Source organism: Bradyrhizobium sp. CCBAU 25338 (assembly GCF_028128965.1).
In the GTDB taxonomy this organism is placed as follows: domain Bacteria; phylum Pseudomonadota; class Alphaproteobacteria; order Rhizobiales; family Xanthobacteraceae; genus Bradyrhizobium; species Bradyrhizobium liaoningense.
The window spans coordinates 78,665-102,960 of sequence record NZ_LFKY01000043.1 but is presented as its reverse complement, the minus strand read 5'-3'; the positions used below and the strand labels follow the sequence as shown (position 1 = coordinate 102,960).

Genomic DNA, 24,296 nt, shown 5'->3' with positions numbered 1-24,296 from the left:
GACCCGTCAGGTGGAATGAAGTTGAGGAGAGGAGGTGCGCGAGGCGGCGAGCGCATGCTCGATCGAGGTCGCAATCGCACCAGCGGAAAGGCCGTGCTTCTTCAGGAGCGAGTCCTGCGAGCCGTAATTGTGCATGAAGCGGTCCGGCAGCGACAGACGCAGCATCGCAGGGAAGCCGGAGCCGAGCTTGTCGATCAACGCCTCCGCGACCGCGCTGCCGAGGCCACCGGAGGGCACGTGCTCCTCCAGCGTCGCCACCAGCCTGGTGCCGCGGACCGCCTGCAGCAGTGCCGCGGTGTCGAGCGGCTTCACGGTGTGCATGTGCAGGATGCCGGCGCGGATGCCTTGCGCGGCCAGCAGATCGGCCGCCGCGAGGGCGCGCTGGAGCATGATGCCCGTGGTCACCATGAGGACGTCGCCCTGCGGGCGCATCAGGATGGCCTTGCCGATCTCAAAGCCGTGCTCGGCCTTGGAGACGATGGCGTCGCCACCCTTTCCGAGCCGGATGTAGATCGGGCCCTTCCAGTCGAGCGTCTGCTCCATCATGCGCGCCGCCTCGTCGGCGTCGCACGGGCAGATTACCGTCATGTTCGGCAGCGCCCGCATGATGGCGATGTCCTCGATCGCCTGATGGGTGGGACCGAGCGGCGCGTAGACGAGCCCGCCGCCATTGGCGATCAGCCGCACCGGCAGATTGTGCAGGCAGAGGTCGACGGCCACCTGTTCGTAGCAGCGGCGGGTGAGGAAGGTCGCGATGGTGTTGACGTAGGGCACGAAGCCCTCCATCGCGAGACCGGCCGACATGCCGATGATGTGCGCTTCCGAGATGCCCTCGATCAGATGGCGCTTGGGAAACTCCTTGCTCATCGCGCGCAAGGTGCCCGCGCCGGGATCGGAGCCGATGTAAAGCACCCGCTCGTCGCGCGCGGCGAGCTTGTGGACCATGTTCATCGCTGTGTTGCGCATGGGGAGCCGATCAAAAATCGCCGACGGCGACGCGGATGGCGTCGAGCTCGCTGTCGGTCAGCTTGTTCTTGTGATGCCAATCGGCGTTGGATTCCGCCGGCGGCAGACCCTTGCCCTTGACGGTATGGCAGATGATCGCGGTGGGTTTGCCCGGAACGGCCGGGACCTGCTTCAGGACGGTGCGCAGCGCGCCGACGTCGTGGCCGTTGAGCTCCTGCACGGCGAAGCCGAAGCTGCGCCATTTGTCCGCAAGCGGCTCCAGCGGCAGGACGTAGTCGGTCGGCCCGTAGCTCTGGAGCTTGTTATAGTCGATCATCGCGACCAGGTTGTCGAGCCCGTGCTTGGCCGCGCCCATGGCGGCTTCCCACACCGATCCCTCGTTGATCTCGCCGTCGCCGAGCAAGACGAAGGTCCGGTAGCTGCGGTCGCGCATGCGCGCGGCGAGCGCGAGGCCGACACCGATCGACAGGCCGTGGCCGAGCGCGCCGGTTGACGCCTCGACCCCCGGCACCATGCCGTACTCGGGATGTCCGCCGAGGATGCTGTCGGGCCCGCAAAAGCCGTCCAGTTCCGACAGAGGGAAGAAGCCGCGATCGGCCAAGAGCGCATAGAGCGCCAGACAACCGTGTCCCTTGCTCAGGATCGCGCGGTCGCGATCGGGATCGCGCGGGCTCTTGGGATCGATCCGCAGCACGTCGTCGTAGAGCACGCGGACCATCTCGATCAGCGACAGAGCCGGACCGACATGTCCGCGCCCGGCGGAGCGAACAGAACCGAGGACCAGGCGGCGCAAATAGAGGCTGCGCTCGTCCAGCGTGCAGGTGAGGGCGGCTTCAGCGTGGGGTGAGATCTGGATCACGTTTGCAAATCGTTTGATGGAGCCGGCGGGCTTTGTCGAGCTGGCCGGCGAGGCGGACCGTCAGATCGCCACCTTGCGCAGCCAGGGCGCGCCGGGAGCGGCTTTCCGGCAAATAGACATTCAGGACAATCAGGCACCAAATCGCCCCGAACACAGGATACAGTACGTCACGGCGGATCGCAAACGCGTCATCCCCAGCTTCGAAGGTGCGCGAGAGCCGTTCGATCAATCGGTTCGCGCCGGCAGCGGGCAGATCGCTGCCGGGATGGATCGCGGTGTCGGTCACGAGCTTGACCGGATCGTCCCAGCCGAAATATTCGAAGTCGATAAATCGCAGTCTGCCGTCATCGGCGCGCAGCGCGTTGTGCAGTCCGAAATCCGACGGGCTCAATGCACGATGGGCGGGCGCAAGGGCCGCTGCGGGATCCAGGCCCAGTTCCGCGTAACGTCGACGGAGTTGCCGGATTGCGATGGCGGTGCTGGGAACCAGGCTGCCGTCCATGAACGCGCGCAGGTCCGGATGATCCTGCGACGCGCGCCGTAGTCCGTCCAGGCGCTGCTCGTACTGCGCGATGGCTTCCTCGGGCGAAAAAATGCTGGCTGACGCGCTTCGCAAATTCCGCGCGCCGTCCGCGTTGCGCAGCTTTTGCAGCTCGATCAGGAAATCGGCCAGCTGATCGGCATCATCGTCCTGGGGATGCAGGACCGCGGCATCACCGTCGAACCACTGATACAACGCGCAGAACGCAGCCGGATCTTTGGCGATCGGTCGCGGCGTCGACGTGATGCCGTGGCGCGATAGAAACGAGAGCGCGTCATATTCCTGTCCCAGGCGATCACGCCCGTCGGACGGATAATGCTTGAGGGCGAGGGGCGGTCCCTCCGCCATCTCCAGCCGAAACACCCGGTTGTTGCCGCCGGACCGCGCCGGTTGAGCGGCCGCGACCCGCGCGCCAGAGAGGCGGCTGCCGATGGAGATCGCATCCTGGACGCTGATGTCGGGCTCGCTCATCGCGCGAACACTCCGCGGTGGATGTCGGCCCAGGTCGCAATCGGCTCGCAATGATCAGGATGGGGAGGCCGCGACTGAGTGAACAGGATCGATCGCGTCGTCTTCGGAAAATGCGGTTGCTCGAACACATCGACGAGATCGTCAATGAAGACGTCGAGCTGCAGGCTCGCAAGCCGCTCGACCTTGGCCGCCAGCGTGTCCTCGAAATAGATATTGCCCACGGCCAGCGCCGCACCGGCGGCGTCGATGAGACCAGCACCCCTCAACCAGCCGCGCGCGGCCTCGCGCAAGTCGACGCGGTCGGGATCCTGATGGCCGAACTGCGTCTTGTGGCTGACGATATAGACGCTCGCGCCGGCCTTGCGACACGCTGCGAGGAACTCGCGGACTCCGGGGTAGATCTCCGCGCCGCCAATTCCCTTGCCATAGACGAAGCCTTGCAGTCCTTGCCAGGCAAGCTCGCCGCCCGCGTGGGACCGCAGATAATCCCGCACCTCGGTCTTCAGCCCGTCCCAGCCCTCCGGCACCAGCCCACGCTGCCGCGCGACGGCGGCAAAGACCTTGTCGTAGCAGATAATCGTGTTGTCGAAGTCGATGCCGATCCGCACGCCGCTCACTTCAGGCTGATGTTCTGCATCATCTTGATGTTGAAATACCTGGGGTCGTTGAGCGAGTTCGGCAGGCGGCCGGCCTTGAAGGCGTCCACGAGACCGGACACGGCCTGTTCGATCGTGTGCGTCGGCGCAAATCCGAGCTCGCGGCGGATCTTCTCCGAGGAGACGTGATAGGAACGCAGATCGTCGGTCGGCTCGACGGCCACGTCGACATTGTCTCCGACCACCGATTTGACGATGTCGGCGATCTTCATCAGCGAGTGGTTCTCGTAGCCGATGTTGTAGGTCTTGCCGTCGATCTTCGCGTCATCCTGCTGAAGCAGGAACAGATAGGCCGCGGACATGTCCTCGATGTGCAGATTGGGCCGCTTCTGCGTTCCGCCGAACACGCGGATGCGGCCGGTGTTGACCGCGAGATTGGTGAGGATATTGACGACGACGTCGAGCCGCTGCCGCGGTGCGTAGCCGCAGACGGTGGCGGGACGAACCGTACAGGTGACGAAGCCGGATGCGGCTTCGTCGGCAAGATCGGTCTCGCACATCGCCTTGAACTTCGAGTAGTCGGTGAGCGGTTCGCAGGACAACTCCTCGGTCACCTCGGCCTCGTCCTTGATGCCGTAGACGCTGGACGAGGAGGCATAGATGAAGCGCTTGATGCCGGCCTTCTTCGCGGCGCGCACCATCGGACGGAAGCAGTCGTAGTTGATGGACTTGCCGAGTGCCGGATCCAGCTCGAACGAGGGGTCGTTGGAGATGCAGGCGAGGTGGATCACCGCATTGTTGCCGCGCAGGGCCTCGTTGATCGCGGCCTCATCGCGGATGTCGCCCTTGATCAGGCGCAGATTGGGATTGTCGCGGACCCCGTTGAAGACGTCCTCGCCATACATGAACAGGTCGAGCACGGTGACCTTGTGGCCCGCCGCCAGCAACTGGGGAACCAGCACGCTGCCGACATAGCCGGCGCCACCGGTGACCATCACATTCCATTTCTGACCAATCACTGTCGTTCTCCAGATTCCCGTTCGCGTCACTTCAACAACGCGGTGACGAATTTGACCAGCGGCGCCTTTTCGACCGAGCTGCGGTGGCCGACGATCCCCACCTTGATCGCCCCCGCCGCATTGCCGATGAAGGCGACGTCCTCGATGTTGCCGCCGGCTGCCACCAGCGGCGCCGTAATCGTCAGGAAGGCATCGCCGGCACCGACCGTATCCACGACGGTCTTGGTGAAGGCGGGCACGCGCGCGACGCCGGTCTTCGACGAGAAGGGGTAGCAGCCGAAGGAGCCGTGCGTGATGATCATGTTGTCGCAATCGATCTTGCGGTGCAGGCGGTCCTGGATCACCGAAGCGATGTCGCTGAACTTGTCGGTGGCCGCCAGGCGCGCTTCCGGCGCGTCGATGCAGACGTAGTCGGCGCGCGGATATTTCGTGATCAGATTGTAGCCGTGGTTTCCGCTGTTGCTCTGGGCGTTGACCGCAAGGAACTTGGAGTTCGCGATCAGCGTGTCGATCGTGCTGGGTGCGATCATGCCGTGGCCGAAATCGGTGACGATGACCACGTCACCGCCGCGCACGCGCTCGGCGGTGACACGGTCGATCTCCTTGCGCTCGGCCTCGTCGAGCGGCGTGTCGTCCATGGTGTAGACTTCGAACAGCTTGTGCAGATAGCCCATCTCGACGTACCGCAATTTGCGGGTGGTCGGGCGGCCCTGAATGCGGATCGGGGTGAGCGTGACATTCGGGCGGACATGCGCGCGGATGAACTCTTCGGGGTAGTCCTTGCCGCCCAGCGTCGTGACGATCTCCACCGACTTGCAGAAGCTCGCCACGTGATTGGCCGCGGCAATGACGCCGCCGGCAAATTGCTCGCCGTTCTTGAACAGGGTGGCGACAATGTTCTCCTTCGAGGCCTTTCCGAGCGCCGTGACGTACTGGTATTCGTCGATGATGGTATCGCCGACCAGCACGACATGCATGTCCTGGATCTTGTCGATCAGCTTCAGCAGGCGTTCGGCGCCACCGCCTTCGCGCACCTTCTGGAGGTAATCGCGCAGAGGGGGATCGTAGATGTCGAAATAGCGGTTCATCAGCGACGACGAGCTGAAGGTCACGTCGCGGGTGAAGACGATGCGGCCGCCATGGCGTTCGACGACCTCCCGCTCGACGGCGATCTTGCCGGTGACGTCATCCTCGGGATTCTCGTAGTCGGAGCCCTTCACGTAGATGTCGGGGCGCACGGTATCGAGGATCGGCTCGGCGCTGGATGTCCGGTTGATGCCGACCCAGTCGACGGTGCCGAGCGCGGCCAGCATCTCGGCGCGCATGTTCTCCGGAAAGATCGGCCGTCCCGGGCCCTTGTTGACGAAGCGGTCCGCCGTGACGGTCACGATGACCACATCGGCCTCGTTGCGTGCCGCCAGGATGTGCCGGACGTGGCCGAGATGCACGAGATCGAACACGCCATGGCAGAGCGCAACGGTCCGGCCCTCGGCCTGCGCGGCCCGCGCGATCTCGCCCAGTTCCTCGACCGTCTTGATCTTCTGGTGCGGTGCCGGATGAACGGTCGGCTTGTCGGTCGGAGCATTACCCATGTGAATTATCCAAAGCGCGGGTCGGTCTGGCCGGCCCGGAAATGATCGGTTGGCGGCGCGAATGTCGGGGTCGAACGACTCTGCTCAACGGCCCGCCTTCTGTGGAGTGCCGGACGCCGCATCGCCGTCGTCGCCGAGATATTTGAACCAGTCCTTGGTGGCATCGGCGATCTTGTCCACCGTCCACAGCGGAGCGTCCCTGTACTGGTCCATCGACTTCAGCATCGTCGCGACGCCGTCCTCGAACTTCACCTTCGGCGCCCATTTCAGGACCCGTTTGATCTTGGTGATGTCGGCGTATGTGCAATCGGGCTCGCCGGGACGCTTGGGAATATGGACCTTGTCGCCGCCGAGAAGCTCGACCAGCCGGTTGACGCTGTAGGTGTTGTCCGAACCGACGTTGAATATCTCATGTGACACATCGGAGCGCGCGGCGGTCACGAAGGCATCGGCGACATCGCTGACGAAGGTGAAGTCGCGGGTCTGCTCGCCATCGCCGACCACGGTGAAGGGCTTGCCCGCGAGCTTCTGTGCCATGAACACGCCGAACACGGCACCGTAGGTGCCCGTGGTGCGATGGCGGGGCCCGTACACGTTGAACAGGCGTAGCGCCACGGCAGGCAGCTTGTAGACCTGGCACCAGTGCATGACGCACTGCTCGCCGAGATTCTTGGTGAGCGCGTAGGGATACATCGGCCGGATCTCGGCGCTCTCCGGCGTCGGATAGACGTCGGGGATACCGTAGCAGGACGATGACGCCGCATAGACGAAGCGGCGCACGCCAGCGTGCCGCGCAGCCTCGAGAACGTTGACCGTGCCGTCGACATTGGCGCGGTGATACGGGATTGGCGACTCGATCGAGGGAACGATGTCGGCCAGTGCCGCGAGATGGAAGACCCAATCGATACCGTGGAAATACGGTTTGATCGCGTCAAGGTCGGTGACGTCCGCCCGCACGACCTTCAACCGGCTCGAACTGGCGCGCGCGGCCAGATTCTCGGCGCGTCCGATGACGAAATTGTCGAGCGCGATGACCTCATGGCCATCATCGAGCAGGCGATCGACGAGGTGGCTGCCAATGAAACCGGCGCCGCCAGTAACGATGCATTTCATGGGGAACATCCGTGACGCGAATGCCCAGCGAAACAGGCTCGCCAATGTTGAGTGAAACCCGAAAGCCGACTACCAGCCGCTCGCAAACTTTGCAAGTATTATACCTTTGCAATCCTTGGTAATAGCCGGTATCACCCGGACATGTTGCAATCGAGCCGCCAGCCCATGCCTGCCGAGTCCGTCGATCCCGATCACAAGGCCTTCCTCGACGACTATGTGGGCCGCCTGCATCGCGCGACGGCGATCGACGACGGTATTTTTGCCGGGATCTCCGCCACGCGCGCGTCCTGGTTGCGCACGCGGGAGCAGGGCGGTCGCGTCATCTTCATCGGCAATGGCGGCTCGGCCGGCATCGCCTCGCATCTGGCGATCGATCTGGCGAAGAATGCGGCGGTGCCTGCACTCTGCTTCAGCGATGCGAGCATGATGTCGTGCCTTGCCAACGATTACGGCTTCGAGGACTGGATTGCGCACGCGGTGCGGCTGAATGCCCGCGCCGGCGATTGCCTCGTCGCGATCAGTTCGTCCGGACGTTCAAAGAACATCCTCAATGCGGTTGCGCAGGCGCGCTCGATGAAGCTCGACGTGATCACGCTGTCGGGCATGAATGCGGACAATCCGCTGCGCAACCTCGGCGACGTCAATTTCTGGGTCGACAGCCGCAGCTACAACATTGTCGAGACCACGCACCAGTTTTGGATGATGGCCGCGATCGACCTCGTCATCGGTCGTGCGGAATATCCGGCGTCCTGAGGCGGGAATCCGATGCAGTCGCGATACAAGCATGCGGTCCTGTTTTCGGTGAAGCTGCTGCTGTCGGTCGCGGTGCTGGTCTACATCGCGCGCGGCCTCGATCTGCGCCAATTGCGAACTCATCTCGTCTCGGTCGATCCCGTCCTGTTCGTCGTCGCGCTTGCGCTGATCTTCTTTCAGACCTTCGTGCTCAACGGCCGGTGGGAGCTGATCATGCGCGCGCTCGGCGTGCCGCTGAACTGGCTCGCGGGCTGGCGGATCCTCATGATCAGCCTCTGGTTCAATCAGGTGTTGCCGTCGTCGGTCGGCGGGGACGCGGTGCGGATGTGGCTGCTCCGCCAACGTGGCGTGCAGTGGTCGGAGGCGGTCAAGGGCGTTGCAGCAGACCGCTTCACGGCGTTGATCGGGCTGATCGTGCTGATGGTGGCCGGATTGCCGCTTCTGCTGTCGCGCGTGTCCAATCCGGCCGCGATCCTGGCCATCGGCGGACTGACGCTGGCGGGCGTCGCCGGCACCGTGGTCCTGTTGACGCTCGACCGTCTGCCGAAACGCCTCATCGCGCTTCCCGCGATCGCAAGCTTTGTTCGGTTCGGAGCGCTCGTCAGGTTTCTTCTGCTGCAATCCGAGCGTCGCGGTTTGCTGTTCGGATCCGCGCTCCTCATCCATCTCGTGACGGCGGCGGCCTGCTACGCCTTGGCGCGCGGTGTCGGAGCGCAGCTCTCGATCCTCGACGCCGGCATCCTGATTCCGCCGGTCGTGCTGTTGACGGCCGTTCCGATCTCGATCAGCGGCTGGGGCGTTCGCGAAGGGGCGATGGTCGCCTGCCTCGGTCTTGCGGGTGTGCCGTCCGAGGAAGCGCTGTCGGTTTCACTCCTGCTGGGTGCCATCAGCGTGATCGTCGGCCTCGTCGGCGGCGTGATCTGGCTGGCGAGTCCGGAGCGCGGGTCGTATTCCGCGGACAAGGCCGCCAGAGCGGCGGAGAAAGAGCCCGGTTTCGCGCTGGGGCAGGGTACCGAAGTCTCGAGCCACTCATGACCCGCTTAAGCCCGTTGCCGATCTGGTCTTCACAGGATGGGGTTATCTCATTCGCTCGCGTATCTCACATCTCGGTTCCACGATGAAAAACCTGTTCTACGTCCGCCATACTTGCCGCCTCTGTCATTCGGACAAGCAGGAGCTGGTCGTCCCGATGGCAGGCATGCCCATTGGCACGCCGAACTTCCAGGTGCCGGACGCCAGCGTCGACGATCCCGTCTTCCGGGCCGCGGTACCGATGGCGCTGCATCTGTGCCGGGACTGCGGCCACCTCCAGATTCTCCATGTCGGCAATCCGGAGATCCAGTACCGCAACTACGTCTATACCACCTCGCTCTCGCTCGGCTTGCGGGAGCATTTCGCAGGCTATGCCAACGACGTCGTCAGCCGCTTCGGGATCGCGCCGGGCTCGCTTGTCGTCGAGCTCGGCAGCAATGACGGATCGTTGCTCGGCTTCTTCAAGGAGCGCGGCATGCGGGTGCTGGGCGTCGATCCCGCTGTCGACATCGCGCGGCGTGCGACGGAAGCCGGGATCGAGACCATCGGCGATTTCTTCACCGATGCGATCGGGCGCCGCATCCTGCAAAGCCATGGTGCGGCGAGCGTCGTTATCGCCAACAACATGATCGCCAATGTCGACAATCTCGATCCGCTGGTGATCGGGGTTCGCGACGTGCTCGCGCCGGACGGATTGTTCGTCTTCGAGACGCAGTACGGCGTCGACGTCACCGAGAAGAACCTGCTCGACACCGTCTATCACGAGCATCTGTCGTATTTTAACATCAAGCCGTTGACGCGGTTCTTCGCGCGGCTCGGCATGGAAGTGATCGACGTTCAGCACATCTGGACGAAGGGCGGCTCGATCCGCGTGACGGTCCAGCGCGCCGGCGGTGCGAAGAAGCCGTCAGCGGAGGTCGCGAAGTTCATCGCCGAGGAGGACCGGCTCGGCGTCGATCAGCCGGCCTACTACGCGCCCTATGTGAAGAGGATCGCGGCCATCCGCGACGAGCTGGTCGCGATGGCCGATGCCGCCCACGCGCGGGGGCAACTGGTCGCCGGCTACGGTGTCTCGGTCGGCACCACGACGCTGCTCCCGCAGTTCGGCCTGGAGAACAAGATCGACTTCCTGGTGGACGACGACCCCAAGAAGGGGAACGTGATGGCGGGCCCGGGTTACGACATTCCGATTCTGCCCCCGGCCGCCCTTTACGAGCGCAAGCCCGCGTTCGTCGTGGTCTTCGCCTGGCGCTATGTCGACCCGATCCGGGCCAAGCACGCCCGCTATTTCGCCGAGGGTGGAAAATTCGTGGTGCCGCTACCGGGTGTTTCCATGGTCGACCGGGCCGACTGATCCGGGCGGCGGGTTGATCAGGGAGGTTCCCGGGGGCCTTGATCCCGCCTCCGCTGGGACCGGGGAATAAGCCCTTGATCCTCCTTGGGCTGTGCTCGGTCGCCGAGGACGCCGGCTTCTCGCCGCGAAGCCCCCCATATCTTGACCTTTGGCCCCATCCGCAGTATTTACCCCGCACTCGCAGCCGGCCCGTTAGACGCGGATCTCCGGCGCGGCTTTGAAATCCCCGAACAATCGAGCCCGGTTTCCGGCTCATCCTTCAAGACAGAGGGCTGGGCTAACGGCGGCTGTTCGGATCCCCGAAATTCATTCGCGTCTGTCGATGGACGTTGGACATCAAACGATGGCAGTCAGCCCGTTCAAGTTCTTGCAGGAAGTGCGCTCGGAGACCGCCAAGGTCACCTGGCCGACCCGTCGTGAGACCACGATCACCACCATCATGGTATTCGTCATGGTGGCCGTCGCCTCGATCTTCTTCTTCGCCGCCGACCAGATCATCCGCTACCTCATCACCTTCCTCCTGGGCATTCACTGATGGCAACGGCAACCGCTCAAGTGTCCGACAAGCGCTGGTACATCGTTCACGCCTATTCGAACTTCGAGAAGAAGGTCGCCGAATCGATCCGCGAGCAGGCCAAGCAGCGCGGGCTCGAGGATCTGTTCGAGCTGGTGCTGGTTCCGACCGAGAAGGTCACGGAAGTGCGCCGCGGCCGCAAGATCGATGCCGAGCGCAAGTTCTTCCCGGGCTATGTGCTGGTCAAGATGAAGCTGACCGACGAGGCGTTCCATCTGATCAAGAACACGCCGAAGGTGACGGGCTTCCTCGGTGCGGAAAACAAGCCGATGCCGATCTCGGAAGCCGAGGCCATGCGCATCCTGCACCAGGTGCAGGAGGGCGTGGAACGCCCGAAGGCGTCGGTGTCGTTCGAGATCGGCGAGAATGTGCGCGTGGCCGACGGCCCGTTTGCCTCGTTCTCGGGGGTGGTCGAGGAAATCGACGAGGCGCGCTCGCGCGTGAAGGTCGCGGTGTCGATCTTCGGCCGCGCAACGCCCGTCGAGCTGGAATTCGGTCAGGTCGAGAAGGTCTGACCGGGTAGCGCGTGAAGCCGAGAGGTTTCGCGCAAAGAGAGGCCGTGGGAGGGAGAGGGCGGTTGCCAGCCGCATCCGACCCAGACCACGAACCTGAAACCGCCGGCGACATGCCGGCACAACAGGAGTGATACATGGCAAAGAAAGTGACCGGATACCTGAAGCTTCAGGTCCCGGCCGGCGCGGCGAATCCTTCGCCCCCGATCGGTCCCGCGCTCGGTCAGCGCGGTCTCAACATCATGGAGTTCTGCAAGGCGTTCAACGCCCAGACCCAGAAGGAAGAGAAGAACACCCCGATTCCCGTCGTGATCACGATCTACGCCGATCGTTCGTTCACGTTCGAGATGAAGACCCCCCCGATGTCCTTCTTCCTCAAGCAGGCCGCCAAGATCCAGTCCGGCTCGAAGGCGCCGGGCCGCGACAAGGCCGGCAAGGTGACCAAGGCGCAGGTGCGCGAGATCGCCGAGAAGAAGATGAAGGACTTGAATTGCGACACCATCGAATCGGCCATGAAGATGGTCGAGGGCTCTGCCCGTTCGATGGGTCTGGAAGTTGCGGGGTAAGCGGTCATGGCAATCGGAAAGCGTTTGAACAAAGCCCGCGAAGGCATTGATCGCGAAAAGCTTTACCCGCTCGCGGACGCCATCAAGATGGTCAAGGAGCGCGCGAAGGCGAAGTTCGACGAGACCATCGAGGTCGCGATCAATCTCGGTGTCGATCCGCGTCACGCAGACCAGATGGTTCGCGGCGTCGTGACCCTGCCGAACGGCACTGGCCGTACGCTCCGCGTCGGCGTGTTCGCCCGGGGCGCCAAGGCTGACGAGGCCAAGGCGGCCGGTGCTGACGTCGTCGGCGCCGAGGACCTGGTCGAGAAGGTGCAGAACGGCTCGATCGATTTCGACCGCTGCATCGCCACCCCCGACATGATGCCGCTCGTCGGTCGGTTGGGTAAGGTGCTCGGCCCGCGCGGCCTGATGCCGAACCCGAAGATCGGCACCGTGACCATGGACGTCACCGGCGCGGTGAAGGGTGCCAAGGGCGGCTCGGTCGAGTTCCGCGTCGAGAAGGCCGGCATCCTGCAGGCCGGCGTCGGCAAGGCCTCGTTCTCCGAGGAGAAGCTGGTCGAGAACATCAAGGCCCTGGCCGATGCCGTCTCCAAGGCGAAGCCGGCTGGTTCCAAGGGTACCTACATCCAGCGCGTTGCGGTGTCCTCGACCATGGGCCCGGGCGTGAAGGTCGAGCCGGGCACCATTCTCGGCTAAGGTTTGGAAATTGCATGAGGCGAGGGGCGGAATTGGGCAACCGATTCCGCCCCTCGTCGTTTGTGGCGGCGCTCTCCGGAAGCAAGAACAATGGCTGACAAGGTCCTGATCTACTCGCGCTTTCCCAAGACGATGATGGCGCGTTTCGCCGAGCGGTTCGAACTGCTCGACACCGCTGGCAAGCCCGCGCACGAGGTTTTTCCGGCGGACGAGCTCAGGGGTATCCGCGCGATGCTGACTGCGGGCGGGACCCCGCTCGGCGCGGAGGCGATGGATCTGTTTCCAAAGCTCGGCGCCATCATCTGCTACGGCACCGGTTATGACGGTGTCGATCTGAAGGCAGCCGCCGCGCGCAACATCGCCGTCGGCCACAGCCCGGGCGCCAATGCGGCCTCGGTCGCCGATATTGCAATGACCCTGATGCTCGCGGCGACGCGGCGCCTGCTGGTCGCCGACCAATATGTCCGTAGTGGCGACTGGGCGGCGTCAAAACAGTCGCCAATGATGCGGCCTCAGGCCGGCATGCCCGGCCGCCGCATCGGCGTCTACGGCATGGGCGAGATCGGCCGCAAGATCGCCGTGCGCTGCGCGGCTTTCGAGAGCGAGGTCGGCTATTTCAGCCGCACCAGATACGATCTGCCCTATCGATATTTTTCCTCTCTGGAGGCGCTGGCCGACTGGTGCAGCGTCCTGATGATCGCGGTCCGGGCAGGGGCCGACACCCAGCACGTCGTCAATGCCGATATCCTTCGGCGTCTCGGCGCGGACGGCTATGTCGTCAACATTTCCCGCGGCTCCGTCATCGACGAGAAAGCCCTGGTCGCGGCGCTCACCGACAAGACCATCGCCGGCGCTGGCCTCGACGTCTTTGAGACGGAACCGCACGCCCCCGCTGCGCTGACGGCGCTGCCGAACGTGGTCTTCGCCCCGCATATCGGCGGCCACACCCTGGAATCGCACGTTGCCATGCAGAATTGCGTCCTGGGCAACCTGACCGCGTTCTTCGAGGGCAAACCGCTCCCTTACGCGGTCAAATCGTCCTGAATCGGGCCTTGTCAGCCGAGATCAAGCCTGGCCGGCAATCGATTGGAACTGGTGTGAATTTTGCTCTTGGCAAGCAGGCAGAGAGCGGTTAAAGAACCGCCTCCGGACGTGCCGGCCTCGGCTGGCGCGTTCGTGCACGCATTCCGAAAACCTGACACGACAGGAGATCATTCCTTTTCAGGACGTCCGCAAGGATTTGCCCGAAAAGGAAGGAAAACCCGTCGGTGGGTGGGATGCGGGCAGAGGTCGGACGGTTCGCCGGCTGGCCTCGTCCTGTCCAAGACTGCAGGCGCCTGCGGGAAATTTCGATTTCTCAACGGCTTAATCGCATGGCCTGCATAGACGGGTGAAGACCGGATTTCACTTCGCGCCCAGCTTTAACGGTTGGGTTCGCGAAACGGGTCTGGTTCGGACCTCGACACGCCGTGGGCCTCCAAGGGGGCTCCCGGAGGGCAGGCTTTGAATTGTCGTCTTGCCCGGCGTGTCCGATGGGTTTTTGGCCCGGAGGTTCAGGTTCGGGCGGGACGATGGGTGCAACCCGGCGGTCCCGCTTCTCGCGATGACCGCCAACCGGAGAGAGCTTGCTGTGGAACGAGCGGCAAAAAAAGAGGCGGTCGAACAGCTCAACGAGGTCTTCAAGACCACGAGCGTCGCGATCGTTGCTCAATATTCCGGCCTCACCGTCGCCCAGATGCAGAAGCTGCGCCAGCAGATGAAGCAGGCGGGTGCCTCGGTGAAGGTCTCGAAGAACCGTCTCGCCAAAATTGCTCTTGAAGGCACTGACGTCGTTGCCATCGGCCCCATGCTGAAGGGGCCGACCGTGATCGCAACTTCCAACGATCCGGTAGCGGCGCCAAAGGTCGCCATCGAATTTGCCAAGGCGAACGAAAAGTTCGTCATCGTTGGCGGGTCGATGGGCAAGACCGTCCTGAATGTCGACGGCGTGAAGGCGCTTGCCTCGCTGCCGTCGCTTGACGAACTGCGCGGCAAGATCGTCGGCCTCATCGTGGCCCCGGCGACCAAGCTGGCCCAGCTCGCCAACGCGCCCGCGGGCAAGCTCGCGCGCGTCATCCAGGCTCATGCCTCAAAGGGCGAAGCGGCCTGACGCCCTTCGCAAAACTCAAACCCGAACCAGACTTACACTCAAGGAAACTGAACAATGGCTGACTTGCAGAAGATCGTTGACGACCTCTCGAGCCTCACCGTGCTCGAAGCTGCCGAACTGGCGAAGCTCCTCGAAGAGAAGTGGGGCGTTTCGGCCGCCGCGGCTGTCGCCGTGGCCGGCCCGGCTGCTGGTGGCGCCGCTGCCGCTCCGGCGGAAGAGAAGACCGAGTTCACGGTCGTTCTCGCCAGCGCCGGCGACAAGAAGATCGAGGTCATCAAGGAAGTCCGCGCCATCACCGGTCTCGGCCTGAAGGAAGCAAAGGACCTCGTCGAGGGTGCTCCGAAGCCTGTGAAGGAAGGCGTGAACAAGGAAGAAGCCGACAAGATCAAGGCCCAGCTCGAGAAGGCTGGCGCCAAGGTCGAGCTCAAGTAAGCAACGCTTGCTGGCGGGATCCCGGCCACGCATCGGCGAGGTCCGGGATCCCGGTCCGCTCCTCAAGGGGGTGGGCCGGATGCAAAAGGCGTGCGACGGAACGTCCCGACGCAGGTCGAACACGAAAAAGTGTGGGGATTTGAGGGTTTACCCCTCGAATCTGCACTATTGTCGCCCCATATCGGGTCGGCAGCACGAAAGCGCGGTGGGCAGGGATGCCGGATTTCCCTGTAAGCCGTTGGGAGAGCAGGCTATTTCGGGCTTTTGCAGTCCGTGAAGACGATCGTTGTGACGGGCGGGTGCGCTCTTGCGCCCCGCGCGTCGTTTTGCGTTTTGAAGGTCTGAAGAACAGATTCAGGACATTCAAGCCTGAAGCTGCGTCTCTGGCCCCCAAGGCGGGTTCGAAAATTCAACCCGGAGAGCGGTGGCAGCCGCGTTCCGGACGGCGCGCCCAGAGCGGGCGACGAAAATGAGAGGCCACGATGGCGCAGCAGACATTCACCGGTCGCAAACGTGTTCGCAAGTTCTTCGGACACATCAAGGAAGTCGCCGAGATGCCGAACCTCATCGAGGTTCAGAAGGCGTCCTATGACCAGTTCCTGATGGTCGACGAACCCCCGGGCGGCCGTCTCGACGAGGGTCTGCAGGCGGTGTTCCGCTCGGTGTTTCCGATCTCCGACTTTTCGGGCACCTCGATGCTGGAATTCGTCCGCTACGAGTTCGAGCAGCCTAAATACGACGTCGACGAGTGCCGCCAGCGCGGCATGACCTTCGCTGCACCTCTCAAGGTGACGCTGCGCCTCATCGTGTTCGATATCGACGAGGAAACCGGCGCGAAGTCGGTGAAGGACATCAAGGAGCAGGACGTCTACATGGGCGACATCCCGCTCATGACGATGAACGGCACCTTCATCGTCAACGGCACCGAGCGCGTCATCGTCTCGCAGATGCACCGGTCGCCCGGCGTGTTCTTCGACCACGACAAGGGCAAGACCCATTCCTCGGGCAAGCTGCTGTTCGCCGCCCGCGTCATCCCGTATCGCGGCTCCTGGCTCGACATCGAGTTCGACGCCAAGGACATCGTCTATGCGCGTATCGACCGTCGCCGCAAGATTCCGGTGACGTCGCTGATGTTCGCCCTCGGCCTCGACGGCGAGGCGATCCTGTCCACGTTCTACAAGAAGATTCTCTACAAGCGGACCAAGGAAGGCTGGCGCGTTCCGTTCGACGCCAACCGTTTCCGCGGCTACTCGACCGTCAACGACCTTATCGACGCCGACACCGGCAAGGTCGTGCTCGAGGCCGGCAAGAAGCTCACCGTCCGCGCCGCCCGCCAGCTCCAGGAGAAGGGGCTGAAGGCGCTGCGCATGGCCGACGAGGAGCTGGTCGGCAACTACGTCGCCGAGGATCTCGTCAACCCGAAGACCGGTGAGATCCACGCCGAGGCCGGTGAGGAAATCACCGACAAGCTGATGAAGGCGCTTAACGAGCAGGGCTACAAGGAGCTGCCGCTGCTCGACATCGACCACGTCAATGTCGGCCCCTACATCCGCAACACGCTGTCGGCCGACAAGAACATGACGCGCGAGGACGCGCTGTTCGACATCTACCGCGTGATGCGTCCGGGCGAGCCGCCGACGCTGGAATCGGCGCAGGCCATGTTCCAGTCGCTGTTCTTCGACGCCGAACGCTACGACCTGTCCGCGGTCGGCCGCGTCAAGATGAACATGCGCCTCGACCTCGATGCGCCCGACACCCAGCGCACGCTGCGCAAGGAGGACATCCTCTCCGTCATCAAGACGCTGGTGGATCTGCGCGACGGCAAGGGCGAGATCGACGACATCGACCATCTCGGCAACCGCCGTGTGCGTTCGGTCGGCGAGCTCATGGAGAACCAGTATCGCATCGGCCTCTTGCGCATGGAACGCGCGATCAAGGAGCGCATGTCCTCGGTCGATATCGACACGGTCATGCCGCAGGACCTGATCAACGCCAAGCCGGCGGCCGCCGCCGTGCGCGAGTTCTTCGGCTCCTCGCAGCTCTCGCAGTTCATGGACCAGACCAACCCGCTGTCGGAGATCACCCACAAGCGCCGCCTGTCGGCGCTCGGACCGGGCGGTCTGACCCGCGAGCGCGCCGGCTTCGAGGTGCGCGACGTGCATCCGACGCATTACGGCCGCATCTGCCCGATCGAGACGCCGGAAGGTCCGAACATCGGCCTGATCAACTCGCTCGCGACCTTCGCGCGCGTGAACAAGTACGGCTTCGTCGAGACGCCGTATCGCAAGGTGAAGGACGGCCGTGTCACCGACGAGGTGGTGTACCTGTCGGCAATGGAAGAAGGGCGCTATTCGGTGGCCCAGGCCAACGTGCCGGTCGACGCCAAGGGTCGCTTTACCGAAGACCTGGTGGTCTGCCGCTCGAGCGGGACGCGCGACGTCGTGCCGATGACGCCCGACAAGGTCGACTACATGGACGTGTCGCCGAAGCAGCTCGTTTCGGTCGCCGCGGCGCTGATCCCGTTCCTCGAGAACGACGACGCCAACCGCGCGCTGATGGGCTCGAACATGCAGCGCCAGGCGGTGCCGCTGGTTCGCGCCGAGGCGCCGTTCGTCGGTACCGGCATGGAGGGCGTGGTTGCCCGTGACTCGGGCGCCGCGATCGCGGCGCGCCGTTCGGGCGTGATCGACCAGATCGACGCGACCCGCGTCGTCATCCGCGCGACGGAAGATCTCGATCCGACCAAGTCGGGCGTCGATATCTACCGTCTCATGAAGTACCAGCGCTCGAACCAGTCGACCTGCATCAACCAGCGTCCGCTGGTGAAGGTCGGCGACATCGTCAAGAAGGGCGACATCATCGCTGACGGTCCGTCGACCGATCTCGGCGAGCTCGCGCTCGGCCGCAACGTGCTGGTCGCGTTCATGCCGTGGAACGGCTACAACTTCGAAGACTCGATCCTGCTGTCCGAGCGGATCGTGAAGGAAGACGTCTTCACCTCGATCCATATCGAGGAGTTCGAGGTGATGGCCCGCGACACCAAGCTCGGACCTGAGGAAATCACCCGCGACATTCCGAACGTCTCGGAAGAAGCGCTGAAGAACCTCGACGAAGCCGGTATCGTCTACATCGGTGCCGAAGTGCGCGCCGGTGACATCCTGGTCGGCAAGATCACGCCGAAGGGCGAAAGCCCGATGACGCCGGAAGAGAAGCTCCTGCGCGCCATCTTCGGCGAGAAGGCCTCCGACGTCCGCGATACCTCGCTGCGCGTTCCCCCGGGCGTGCAGGGCACGATCGTGGAAGTGCGCGTGTTCAACCGTCACGGCGTCGACAAGGACGAGCGTGCGCTGGCGATCGAGCGGGAAGAGATCGAGCGCCTTGCCAAGGACCGCGACGACGAGCAGGCGATCCTGGACCGCAACGTCTACAACCGGCTCGCCGAGCTCCTCGAGGGGCGGCAGGGCATTGCGGGTCCGAAGGGCTTCAAGAAGGACACCAAGATTACCCGTGCGGTGCTCGAGGAGTACCCGAAGTCGCAGTGGTGGCTGTTCGCTTCGCCGAACGACAAGCTGATGGCCGAAATCGAGGCCATGCGGAAGCAGTACGACGAGTCGAAGAAGGGGCTGGAACAGCGCTTCCTCGACAAGGTCGAGAAGCTTCAGCGCGGCGACGAATTGCCGCCCGGCGTGATGAAGATGGTCAAGGTCTTCGTCGCGGTGAAGCGCAAGATCCAGCCCGGCGACAAGATGGCCGGCCGCCACGGCAACAAGGGCGTGGTGTCGAAGATCGTGCCGATCGAGGACATGCCGTTCCTCGAAGACGGCACGCATGCCGACATCGTGCTCAATCCGCTGGGCGTGCCCTCGCGCATGAACGTCGGACAGATCCTCGAGACCCATCTCGGCTGGGCCTGCGCCGGCCTCGGCAAGCGTATCGGCCAGACGGTCGATGCGTACCTGTCGAAGCAGGATATCAAGCCGCTGAAGGAAACCTTGAAGAAGGTCTACGGCGAGGACGAGACGATCAAGTCGCTCAACGACAACGAGCTGCTCGAACTCGGCCATAACCTCAGCCGCGGCGTGCCGATCGCGACGCCGGTGTTCGACGGTGCCAAGGAAGCCGACATCGAGGAGATGCTGAAGCTTGCCGGTCTCGACGCTTCGGGTCAGTCGACCGTCTATGACGGCCGCACCGGCGATCCGTTCGATCGCAAGGTGACGGTTGGCTACATCTACATGCTCAAGCTGCACCATCTGGTCGACGACAAGATCCATGCGCGTTCGATCGGTCCGTACTCGCTCGTCACCCAGCAGCCGCTGGGCGGCAAGGCTCAGTTCGGCGGCCAGCGCTTCGGCGAAATGGAGGTGTGGGCGCTCGAGGCTTACGGCGCGGCGTACACGCTCCAGGAGATGCTGACGGTGAAGTCGGACGACGTCGCCGGCCGTACCAAGGTGTACGAGGCGATCGTGCGTGGCGACGACACGTTCGAGGCCGGTATTCCGGAATCGTTCAACGTGCTGGTCAAGGAAATGCGCTCGCTCGGCCTCAACGTCGATCTGCACAACTCCAAGATGGGACCGGCGCCGACGTCGGAAGCGGCCGAGTAATTCGACCTTTCATGCCCGGCCTTCGCGGCCGGGCATCGGCGCCTTTCCCGAGGCCTTGAGGGCAGGGCGCCTCGTTGAATGATTTTCGAATTTGCGGCCGGAGGCGACCGGCACGCGAGGAGAAGACGATGAACCAAGAAATTATGAATCTCTTCAATCCGACGACGCCGGCTCAGGTCTTCGACCAGATCCGGATCTCGATCGCGTCCCCAGAGAAGATTCTGTCCTGGTCCTACGGCGAGATCAAGAAGCCGGAGACCATCAACTACCGGACCTTCAAGCCCGAGCGCGACGGCCTGTTCTGCGCCCGCATCTTCGGGCCGATCAAGGACTACGAGTGCTTGTGCGGCAAGTACAAGCGCATGAAGTATAAGGGCATCATCTGCGAGAAGTGCTCGGTCGAGGTCACGCTGTCGCGCGTCCGGCGCGAGCGCATGGGCCATATCGAGCTCGCAGCTCCCGTCGCCCACATCTGGTTCCTGAAGTCGCTGCCTTCGCGCATCGGCCTCTTGCTCGACATGACGCTGAAGGATCTCGAGCGGATCCTCTACTTCGAATATTACGTCGTGCTGGAGCCGGGCCTCACCGCGCTGAAGGACCGTCAGCTGCTGTCGGAAGACGAGTATCTGAAAGCGCAGGACGAGTACGGCCAGGATTCCTTCACCGCCATGATCGGCGCCGAAGCGATCCGCGAGCTGCTCAAGGGCATGGACCTCGAGAAGCTCGAGGCTACCCTGCGTGTCGAGATGCAGGAGACCGACTCCGACATCAAGCACAAGAAGCTCGCCAAGCGCCTGAAGATCGTGGAAGCGTTCCGCCACTCCGGCAACAAGCCGGAATGGATGATCATGACCGTGGTCCCGGTGATTCCACCGGACCTGCGTCCGCTGGTGCCGCTCGACGGCGGCCGCTTCGCGACCTCCGACCTCAACGACCTCTACCGCCGCGTCATCAACCGCAACAATCGCTTGAAGCGGCTGATGGAGCTGCGCGCGCCCGACATCATCATCCGCAACGAAAAGCGCATGCTTCAGGAGGCCGTCGACGCGCTGTTCGACAACGGCCGCCGCGGCCGCGTCATCACGGGCGCCAACAAGCGCCCGCTTAAGTCGCTCGCCGACATGCTCAAGGGCAAGCAGGGCCGCTTCCGTCAGAACCTGCTCGGCAAGCGCGTCGACTATTCGGGTCGTTCGGTGATCGTGGTCGGTCCCGAACTGCGCCTGCATCAGTGCGGCCTGCCGAAGAAGATGGCGCTCGAGCTGTTCAAGCCGTTCATCTATTCGCGGCTTGACGCCAAGGGCCTGTCCACAACCGTGAAGCAGGCGAAGAAGCTGGTCGAGAAGGAGCGGCCCGAGGTCTGGGACATCCTGGACGAGGTGATCCGCGAGCATCCGGTGCTGCTCAACCGCGCGCCGACGCTGCATCGCCTCGGCATCCAGGCGTTCGAGCCCGTGCTGATCGAGGGCAAGGCGATCCAGCTCCACCCGCTGGTCTGCTCCGCGTTCAATGCCGACTTCGACGGCGACCAGATGGCCGTGCACGTTCCGCTGTCGCTCGAAGCGCAGCTGGAAGCGCGCGTCCTGATGATGTCGACCAACAACATCCTGCATCCGGCGAACGGCCAGCCGATCATCGTGCCGTCGCAGGACATCGTGCTCGGTCTGTACTACGTCTCGATCATGCGCGAAGGTCTGCCCGGCGAGGGCAAGGTGTTCGGCGACATGGCCGAGCTCGAGCACGCGCTGCACGCGAAGGTCATCCACCTCCACACCAAGATCAAGTACCGGTGGGAGGGCATGGACGAGACCGGCAAGGTCTCCAGGCGCTGGATCGAGACCACCGCCGGCCGCGTCATGCTCGGCAACCTGCTGCCGAAGAACCCGCGGATCTCGTACGAGATCATCAACAAGCTGATGACCAAGCGCGAGATCTCCGGTGTCATCGACCAGGTCTACCGCCACTGCGGCCAGAAGGAGACGGTGATCTTCTGCGACCGCATCATGGCGCTCGGCTTCTACAACGCGTTCAAGGCCGGCATCTCGTTCGGCAAGGACGACATGGTCGTGCCGCACGGCAAGTGGAAGATCGTCGACACCACCCGTACGCTGGCGAAGGATTTCGAGCAGCAGTACAACGACGGTCTGATCACCCATGGCGAGAAGTACAACAAGGTCGTCGACGCCTGGTCGAAGGCCACGGAAGAAATCGCCAAGGCGATGATGAAGGAGATCTCCGCCACCAAGAAGACGGCGAGCGGAGCCGACGCCGACATCAACTCGATCTACATGATGGCTCACTCCGGTGCCCGCGGTTCGCCGGCCCAGATGCGCCAGCTCGCCGGCATGCGCGGCCTGATGGCCAAGCCGTCGGGCGAGATCATCGAGACGCCGATCATCTCGAACTTCAAGGAAGGCCTCTCGGTGCTCGAGTACTTCAACTCGACCCACGGCGCCCGCAAGGGCCTCGCGGACACCGCGTTGAAGACCGCGAACTCCGGCTACCTGACGCGTCGTCTCGTCGACGTGGCGCAGGACTGCATCATCACGCAGAGCGACTGCGGCACCAAGCTCGGCATCAAGATGCGCGCCATCGTCGATGCCGGCACCGTGGTCGCTTCGCTCGGTTCGCGCATCCTCGGACGCACGGCCTGCGAAGACGTGCGTGACAGCTCGGGCAAGGTGATCATCAATCGCGATACGCTGATGGAAGAGAGCCATCTGGAGGCCATTCAGCAGGGTGGCGTGCAGGAGGTGAAGATCCGCTCGGCGCTGACCTGCGAGCTCGTCAACGGCATCTGCGGCAAGTGCTACGGCCGCGACCTCGCCCGCGGCACGCCGGTCAACCACGGTGAAGCGGTCGGTGTCATCGCGGCGCAGTCGATCGGCGAGCCGGGTACCCAGCTCACCATGCGCACCTTCCACATCGGTGGTGCGGCGCAGCTCAACGAGCAGTCGTTCGTCGAAGCCAATTTCGACGGCAAGATCGTAATCCGGAACAAGGCCATCGCCCGCAACAGCGAAGGCCACCTGATCGCGATGGTGCGCAACATGGTTGTCGCGATCGTCGATGCCGACGGCACCGAGCGTGCGACGCACCGTATCCAGTACGGTTCGCGCCTGCACGTCGACGAAGGCGATATGGTCAAGCGCGGCCAGCGCATCGTCGAGTGGGATCCCTACACCCGGCCGCTGCTCACCGAAGTCGAAGGCACCATTGGCTTCGAGGATCTGGTCGAAGGACAGTCGATCTCGGAAACGCTCGACGAAGCCACCGGTATCGCCAAGCGCGTGGTCATCGACTGGCGCTCGACGCGCGGCGGCGCGGACCTGCGTCCGGCCATCGTGGTGAAGGGCAAGGACGGCAAGGTGCTCAAGCTCGCCCGTGGCGGCGATGCCCGCTACATGCTGTCGGTCGATGCCATTCTCTCGGTCGACATTGGAGCCAAGGTACAGCCGGGCGATATCCTCGCCCGTGTCTCGACCGAAAGCGCCAAGACGCGTGACATCACCGGCGGTCTGCCGCGGGTGGCGGAACTGTTCGAGGCTCGGCGTCCGAAGGATGCGGCGATCATCGCCGAAATCGCGGGCACCATCCGGTTCGGGCGCGACTACAAGAACAAGCGCCGCATCTCGATCGAGCCGATGGACAAGACCGACGAGCCGCGCGAGTACCTGATCCCGAAGGGCAAGCACATCCACCTTCAGGACGGCGACGTCGTCGAAAAGGGCGACTTCATCGTGGAGGGCAATCCGGCGCCGCACGACATCCTAGCGGTGAAGGGCATCGAGGAACTCGCGGCCTATCTGGTCAACGAGATCCAGGAGGTCTACCGGCTGCAGGGCGTGCTCATCAACGACAAGCACATCGAGGTGATTGTCCGTCAGATGCTCCAGAAGGTGGAAATCACCGATCAGGGCGATACGGACATGATCTCCGGCGAGCAGGTCGACAAGATCGAGTTCGACGCGCTGAACGCGAAGGCCAAGGAAGAGGGCAAGAAGCCCGCCACGGGAACGCCGGTTCTGCTCGGCATCACCAAGGCGAGCCTCCAGACCCGGTCCTTCTTCTCGGCGGCATCGTTCCAGGAGACCACGCGCGTCCTCACCGAGGCGGCGGTCAACGGCAAGATTGATCCGCTCGAAGGCCTCAAGGAGAACGTCATCGTCGGCCGGCTGATCCCGGCGGGTACCGGCGCCTCCATGGCCAAGATCCGCGAAGTCGCCATGAAGCGCGACAAGCTGATCCTGGACGAGCGCGAGAAGCAGGCGGCCGTCGTGTCGCCCGCGCCGGAGGCCGAGCTTCCTGCGCTGCCGCCTGCGGAATGATCGTTCATCCGTAGGAATACCGAGGACAATGAAAAGGCCGGCTTTTGCCGGCCTTTTTGCTGCTTTCTTTCCTTGCTGCGATGCAGGATCAGCCTTTGTTCATCTTTCCTTCAGCCGTAAAAGCGCTTCTGCTAGG

At 63.6% G+C, this 24,296-nt stretch carries 19 protein-coding genes; 12 read left to right on the top strand and 7 right to left on the bottom strand.

Annotated features, from left to right (window positions below; translation table 11 throughout):
* Positions 1-6: 6 nt before the first annotated feature.
* The 7 genes from ACM42_RS34015 to ACM42_RS33985 form a co-directional block, all read right to left on the bottom strand.
* Complete coding sequence (locus ACM42_RS34015; RefSeq protein ID WP_271532461.1) at positions 7-966, bottom strand: transketolase family protein; 960 nt, start codon at positions 964-966, stop codon at positions 7-9.
* 10 nt (positions 967-976) lie between these two features.
* Complete coding sequence (locus ACM42_RS34010; protein ID WP_271532459.1) at positions 977-1,825, bottom strand: transketolase; 849 nt, start codon at positions 1,823-1,825, stop codon at positions 977-979.
* Positions 1,800-2,837, bottom strand: a complete 1,038-nt coding sequence (locus tag ACM42_RS34005) for a phosphotransferase (protein WP_271532458.1) — start codon at positions 2,835-2,837, stop codon at positions 1,800-1,802. The genes ACM42_RS34010 and ACM42_RS34005 overlap by 26 nt, the downstream gene beginning before the upstream one ends.
* Complete coding sequence (locus ACM42_RS34000; protein WP_271532456.1) at positions 2,834-3,445, bottom strand: hypothetical protein; 612 nt, start codon at positions 3,443-3,445, stop codon at positions 2,834-2,836. Before ACM42_RS34000 ends, ACM42_RS34005 begins: the two co-directional genes overlap by 4 nt.
* Before the next feature lie 5 nt (positions 3,446-3,450).
* Positions 3,451-4,452, bottom strand: coding sequence for an NAD-dependent epimerase/dehydratase family protein (locus tag ACM42_RS33995; protein WP_271532454.1), 1,002 nt, complete (start codon positions 4,450-4,452; stop codon positions 3,451-3,453).
* A 26-nt stretch (positions 4,453-4,478) separates the two neighbouring features.
* Complete coding sequence (locus tag ACM42_RS33990; RefSeq protein WP_271532452.1) at positions 4,479-6,044, bottom strand: PfkB family carbohydrate kinase; 1,566 nt, start codon at positions 6,042-6,044, stop codon at positions 4,479-4,481.
* 84 nt (positions 6,045-6,128) lie between these two features.
* Positions 6,129-7,157: an SDR family oxidoreductase gene (locus tag ACM42_RS33985; RefSeq protein ID WP_271532450.1), complete on the bottom strand. Its 1,029-nt coding sequence runs from the start codon at positions 7,155-7,157 to the stop codon at positions 6,129-6,131.
* 165 nt (positions 7,158-7,322) lie between these two features.
* Here ACM42_RS33985 and ACM42_RS33980 point away from each other — a divergent pair, with 165 nt between their 5' ends.
* The 12 genes from ACM42_RS33980 to rpoC all read left to right on the top strand — a co-directional run bounded on the left by ACM42_RS33980 (position 7,323) and on the right by rpoC (position 24,160).
* Entirely contained in the window at positions 7,323-7,910 is a 588-nt protein-coding gene (locus tag ACM42_RS33980) for an SIS domain-containing protein (RefSeq protein WP_271532449.1), read from the top strand.
* A gap of 12 nt (positions 7,911-7,922) precedes the next feature.
* Positions 7,923-8,945 (top strand): lysylphosphatidylglycerol synthase transmembrane domain-containing protein, encoded by a 1,023-nt coding sequence (locus ACM42_RS33975; RefSeq protein WP_271532447.1) that lies wholly within the window; start codon positions 7,923-7,925, stop codon positions 8,943-8,945.
* A gap of 82 nt (positions 8,946-9,027) precedes the next feature.
* A complete protein-coding gene (locus tag ACM42_RS33970) occupies positions 9,028-10,296 on the top strand; it encodes a class I SAM-dependent methyltransferase (protein WP_271532445.1) in 1,269 nt (422 codons plus the stop codon).
* A 343-nt stretch (positions 10,297-10,639) separates the two neighbouring features.
* A complete protein-coding gene (secE, locus tag ACM42_RS33965) occupies positions 10,640-10,831 on the top strand; it encodes a preprotein translocase subunit SecE (RefSeq protein ID WP_007611620.1) in 192 nt (63 codons plus the stop codon).
* The gene (gene nusG / locus ACM42_RS33960) at positions 10,831-11,385 is read left to right on the top strand and encodes a transcription termination/antitermination protein NusG (protein ID WP_028146088.1); all 555 of its coding nucleotides are present in this window, start codon (positions 10,831-10,833) and stop codon (positions 11,383-11,385) included. The genes secE and nusG overlap by 1 nt, the downstream gene beginning before the upstream one ends.
* Positions 11,386-11,519: 134 nt before the next feature.
* Positions 11,520-11,948 (top strand): 50S ribosomal protein L11, encoded by a 429-nt coding sequence (gene rplK, locus ACM42_RS33955; protein WP_008136439.1) that lies wholly within the window; start codon positions 11,520-11,522, stop codon positions 11,946-11,948.
* A gap of 6 nt (positions 11,949-11,954) precedes the next feature.
* A complete protein-coding gene (rplA, locus tag ACM42_RS33950; RefSeq protein WP_018647230.1) occupies positions 11,955-12,647 on the top strand; it encodes a 50S ribosomal protein L1 in 693 nt (230 codons plus the stop codon).
* A gap of 90 nt (positions 12,648-12,737) precedes the next feature.
* Entirely contained in the window at positions 12,738-13,691 is a 954-nt protein-coding gene (locus tag ACM42_RS33945) for a 2-hydroxyacid dehydrogenase (RefSeq protein ID WP_271532433.1), read from the top strand.
* Positions 13,692-14,277: 586 nt separating this feature from the next.
* A complete protein-coding gene (gene rplJ / locus ACM42_RS33940) occupies positions 14,278-14,796 on the top strand; it encodes a 50S ribosomal protein L10 (RefSeq protein WP_036041495.1) in 519 nt (172 codons plus the stop codon).
* Positions 14,797-14,850: 54 nt separating this feature from the next.
* Positions 14,851-15,228: a 50S ribosomal protein L7/L12 gene (rplL, locus tag ACM42_RS33935; protein ID WP_028177960.1), complete on the top strand. Its 378-nt coding sequence runs from the start codon at positions 14,851-14,853 to the stop codon at positions 15,226-15,228.
* A 482-nt stretch (positions 15,229-15,710) separates the two neighbouring features.
* Positions 15,711-19,835, top strand: a complete 4,125-nt coding sequence (gene rpoB, locus ACM42_RS33930) for a DNA-directed RNA polymerase subunit beta (RefSeq protein WP_027574048.1) — start codon at positions 15,711-15,713, stop codon at positions 19,833-19,835.
* Positions 19,836-19,963: 128 nt separating this feature from the next.
* The gene (rpoC, locus tag ACM42_RS33925; RefSeq protein WP_271532428.1) at positions 19,964-24,160 is read left to right on the top strand and encodes a DNA-directed RNA polymerase subunit beta'; all 4,197 of its coding nucleotides are present in this window, start codon (positions 19,964-19,966) and stop codon (positions 24,158-24,160) included.
* The last annotated feature ends 136 nt before the right edge of the window (positions 24,161-24,296 follow it).

Bases quoted from the DNA above. Each gene is read 5' to 3' on its own strand.
- ACM42_RS34015 (WP_271532461.1), bottom strand. From the start codon at position 966: ATGCGCAACACAGCGATGAACATGGTCCACAAGCTCGCCGCGCGCGAC.
- ACM42_RS34005 (WP_271532458.1), bottom strand. From the start codon at position 2,837: ATGAGCGAGCCCGACATCAGCGTCCAGGATGCGATCTCCATCGGCAGC.
- ACM42_RS33990 (WP_271532452.1), bottom strand. From the start codon at position 6,044: ATGGGTAATGCTCCGACCGACAAGCCGACCGTTCATCCGGCACCGCAC.
- ACM42_RS33985 (WP_271532450.1), bottom strand. From the start codon at position 7,157: ATGAAATGCATCGTTACTGGCGGCGCCGGTTTCATTGGCAGCCACCTC.
- ACM42_RS33980 (WP_271532449.1), top strand. From the start codon at position 7,323: ATGCCTGCCGAGTCCGTCGATCCCGATCACAAGGCCTTCCTCGACGAC.
- ACM42_RS33975 (WP_271532447.1), top strand. From the start codon at position 7,923: ATGCAGTCGCGATACAAGCATGCGGTCCTGTTTTCGGTGAAGCTGCTG.
- ACM42_RS33970 (WP_271532445.1), top strand. From the start codon at position 9,028: ATGAAAAACCTGTTCTACGTCCGCCATACTTGCCGCCTCTGTCATTCG.
- secE (WP_007611620.1), top strand. From the start codon at position 10,640: ATGGCAGTCAGCCCGTTCAAGTTCTTGCAGGAAGTGCGCTCGGAGACC.
- nusG (WP_028146088.1), top strand. From the start codon at position 10,831: ATGGCAACGGCAACCGCTCAAGTGTCCGACAAGCGCTGGTACATCGTT.
- rplK (WP_008136439.1), top strand. From the start codon at position 11,520: ATGGCAAAGAAAGTGACCGGATACCTGAAGCTTCAGGTCCCGGCCGGC.
- rplA (WP_018647230.1), top strand. From the start codon at position 11,955: ATGGCAATCGGAAAGCGTTTGAACAAAGCCCGCGAAGGCATTGATCGC.
- ACM42_RS33945 (WP_271532433.1), top strand. From the start codon at position 12,738: ATGGCTGACAAGGTCCTGATCTACTCGCGCTTTCCCAAGACGATGATG.
- rplL (WP_028177960.1), top strand. From the start codon at position 14,851: ATGGCTGACTTGCAGAAGATCGTTGACGACCTCTCGAGCCTCACCGTG.
- rpoB (WP_027574048.1), top strand. From the start codon at position 15,711: ATGGCGCAGCAGACATTCACCGGTCGCAAACGTGTTCGCAAGTTCTTC.
- rpoC (WP_271532428.1), top strand. From the start codon at position 19,964: ATGAACCAAGAAATTATGAATCTCTTCAATCCGACGACGCCGGCTCAG.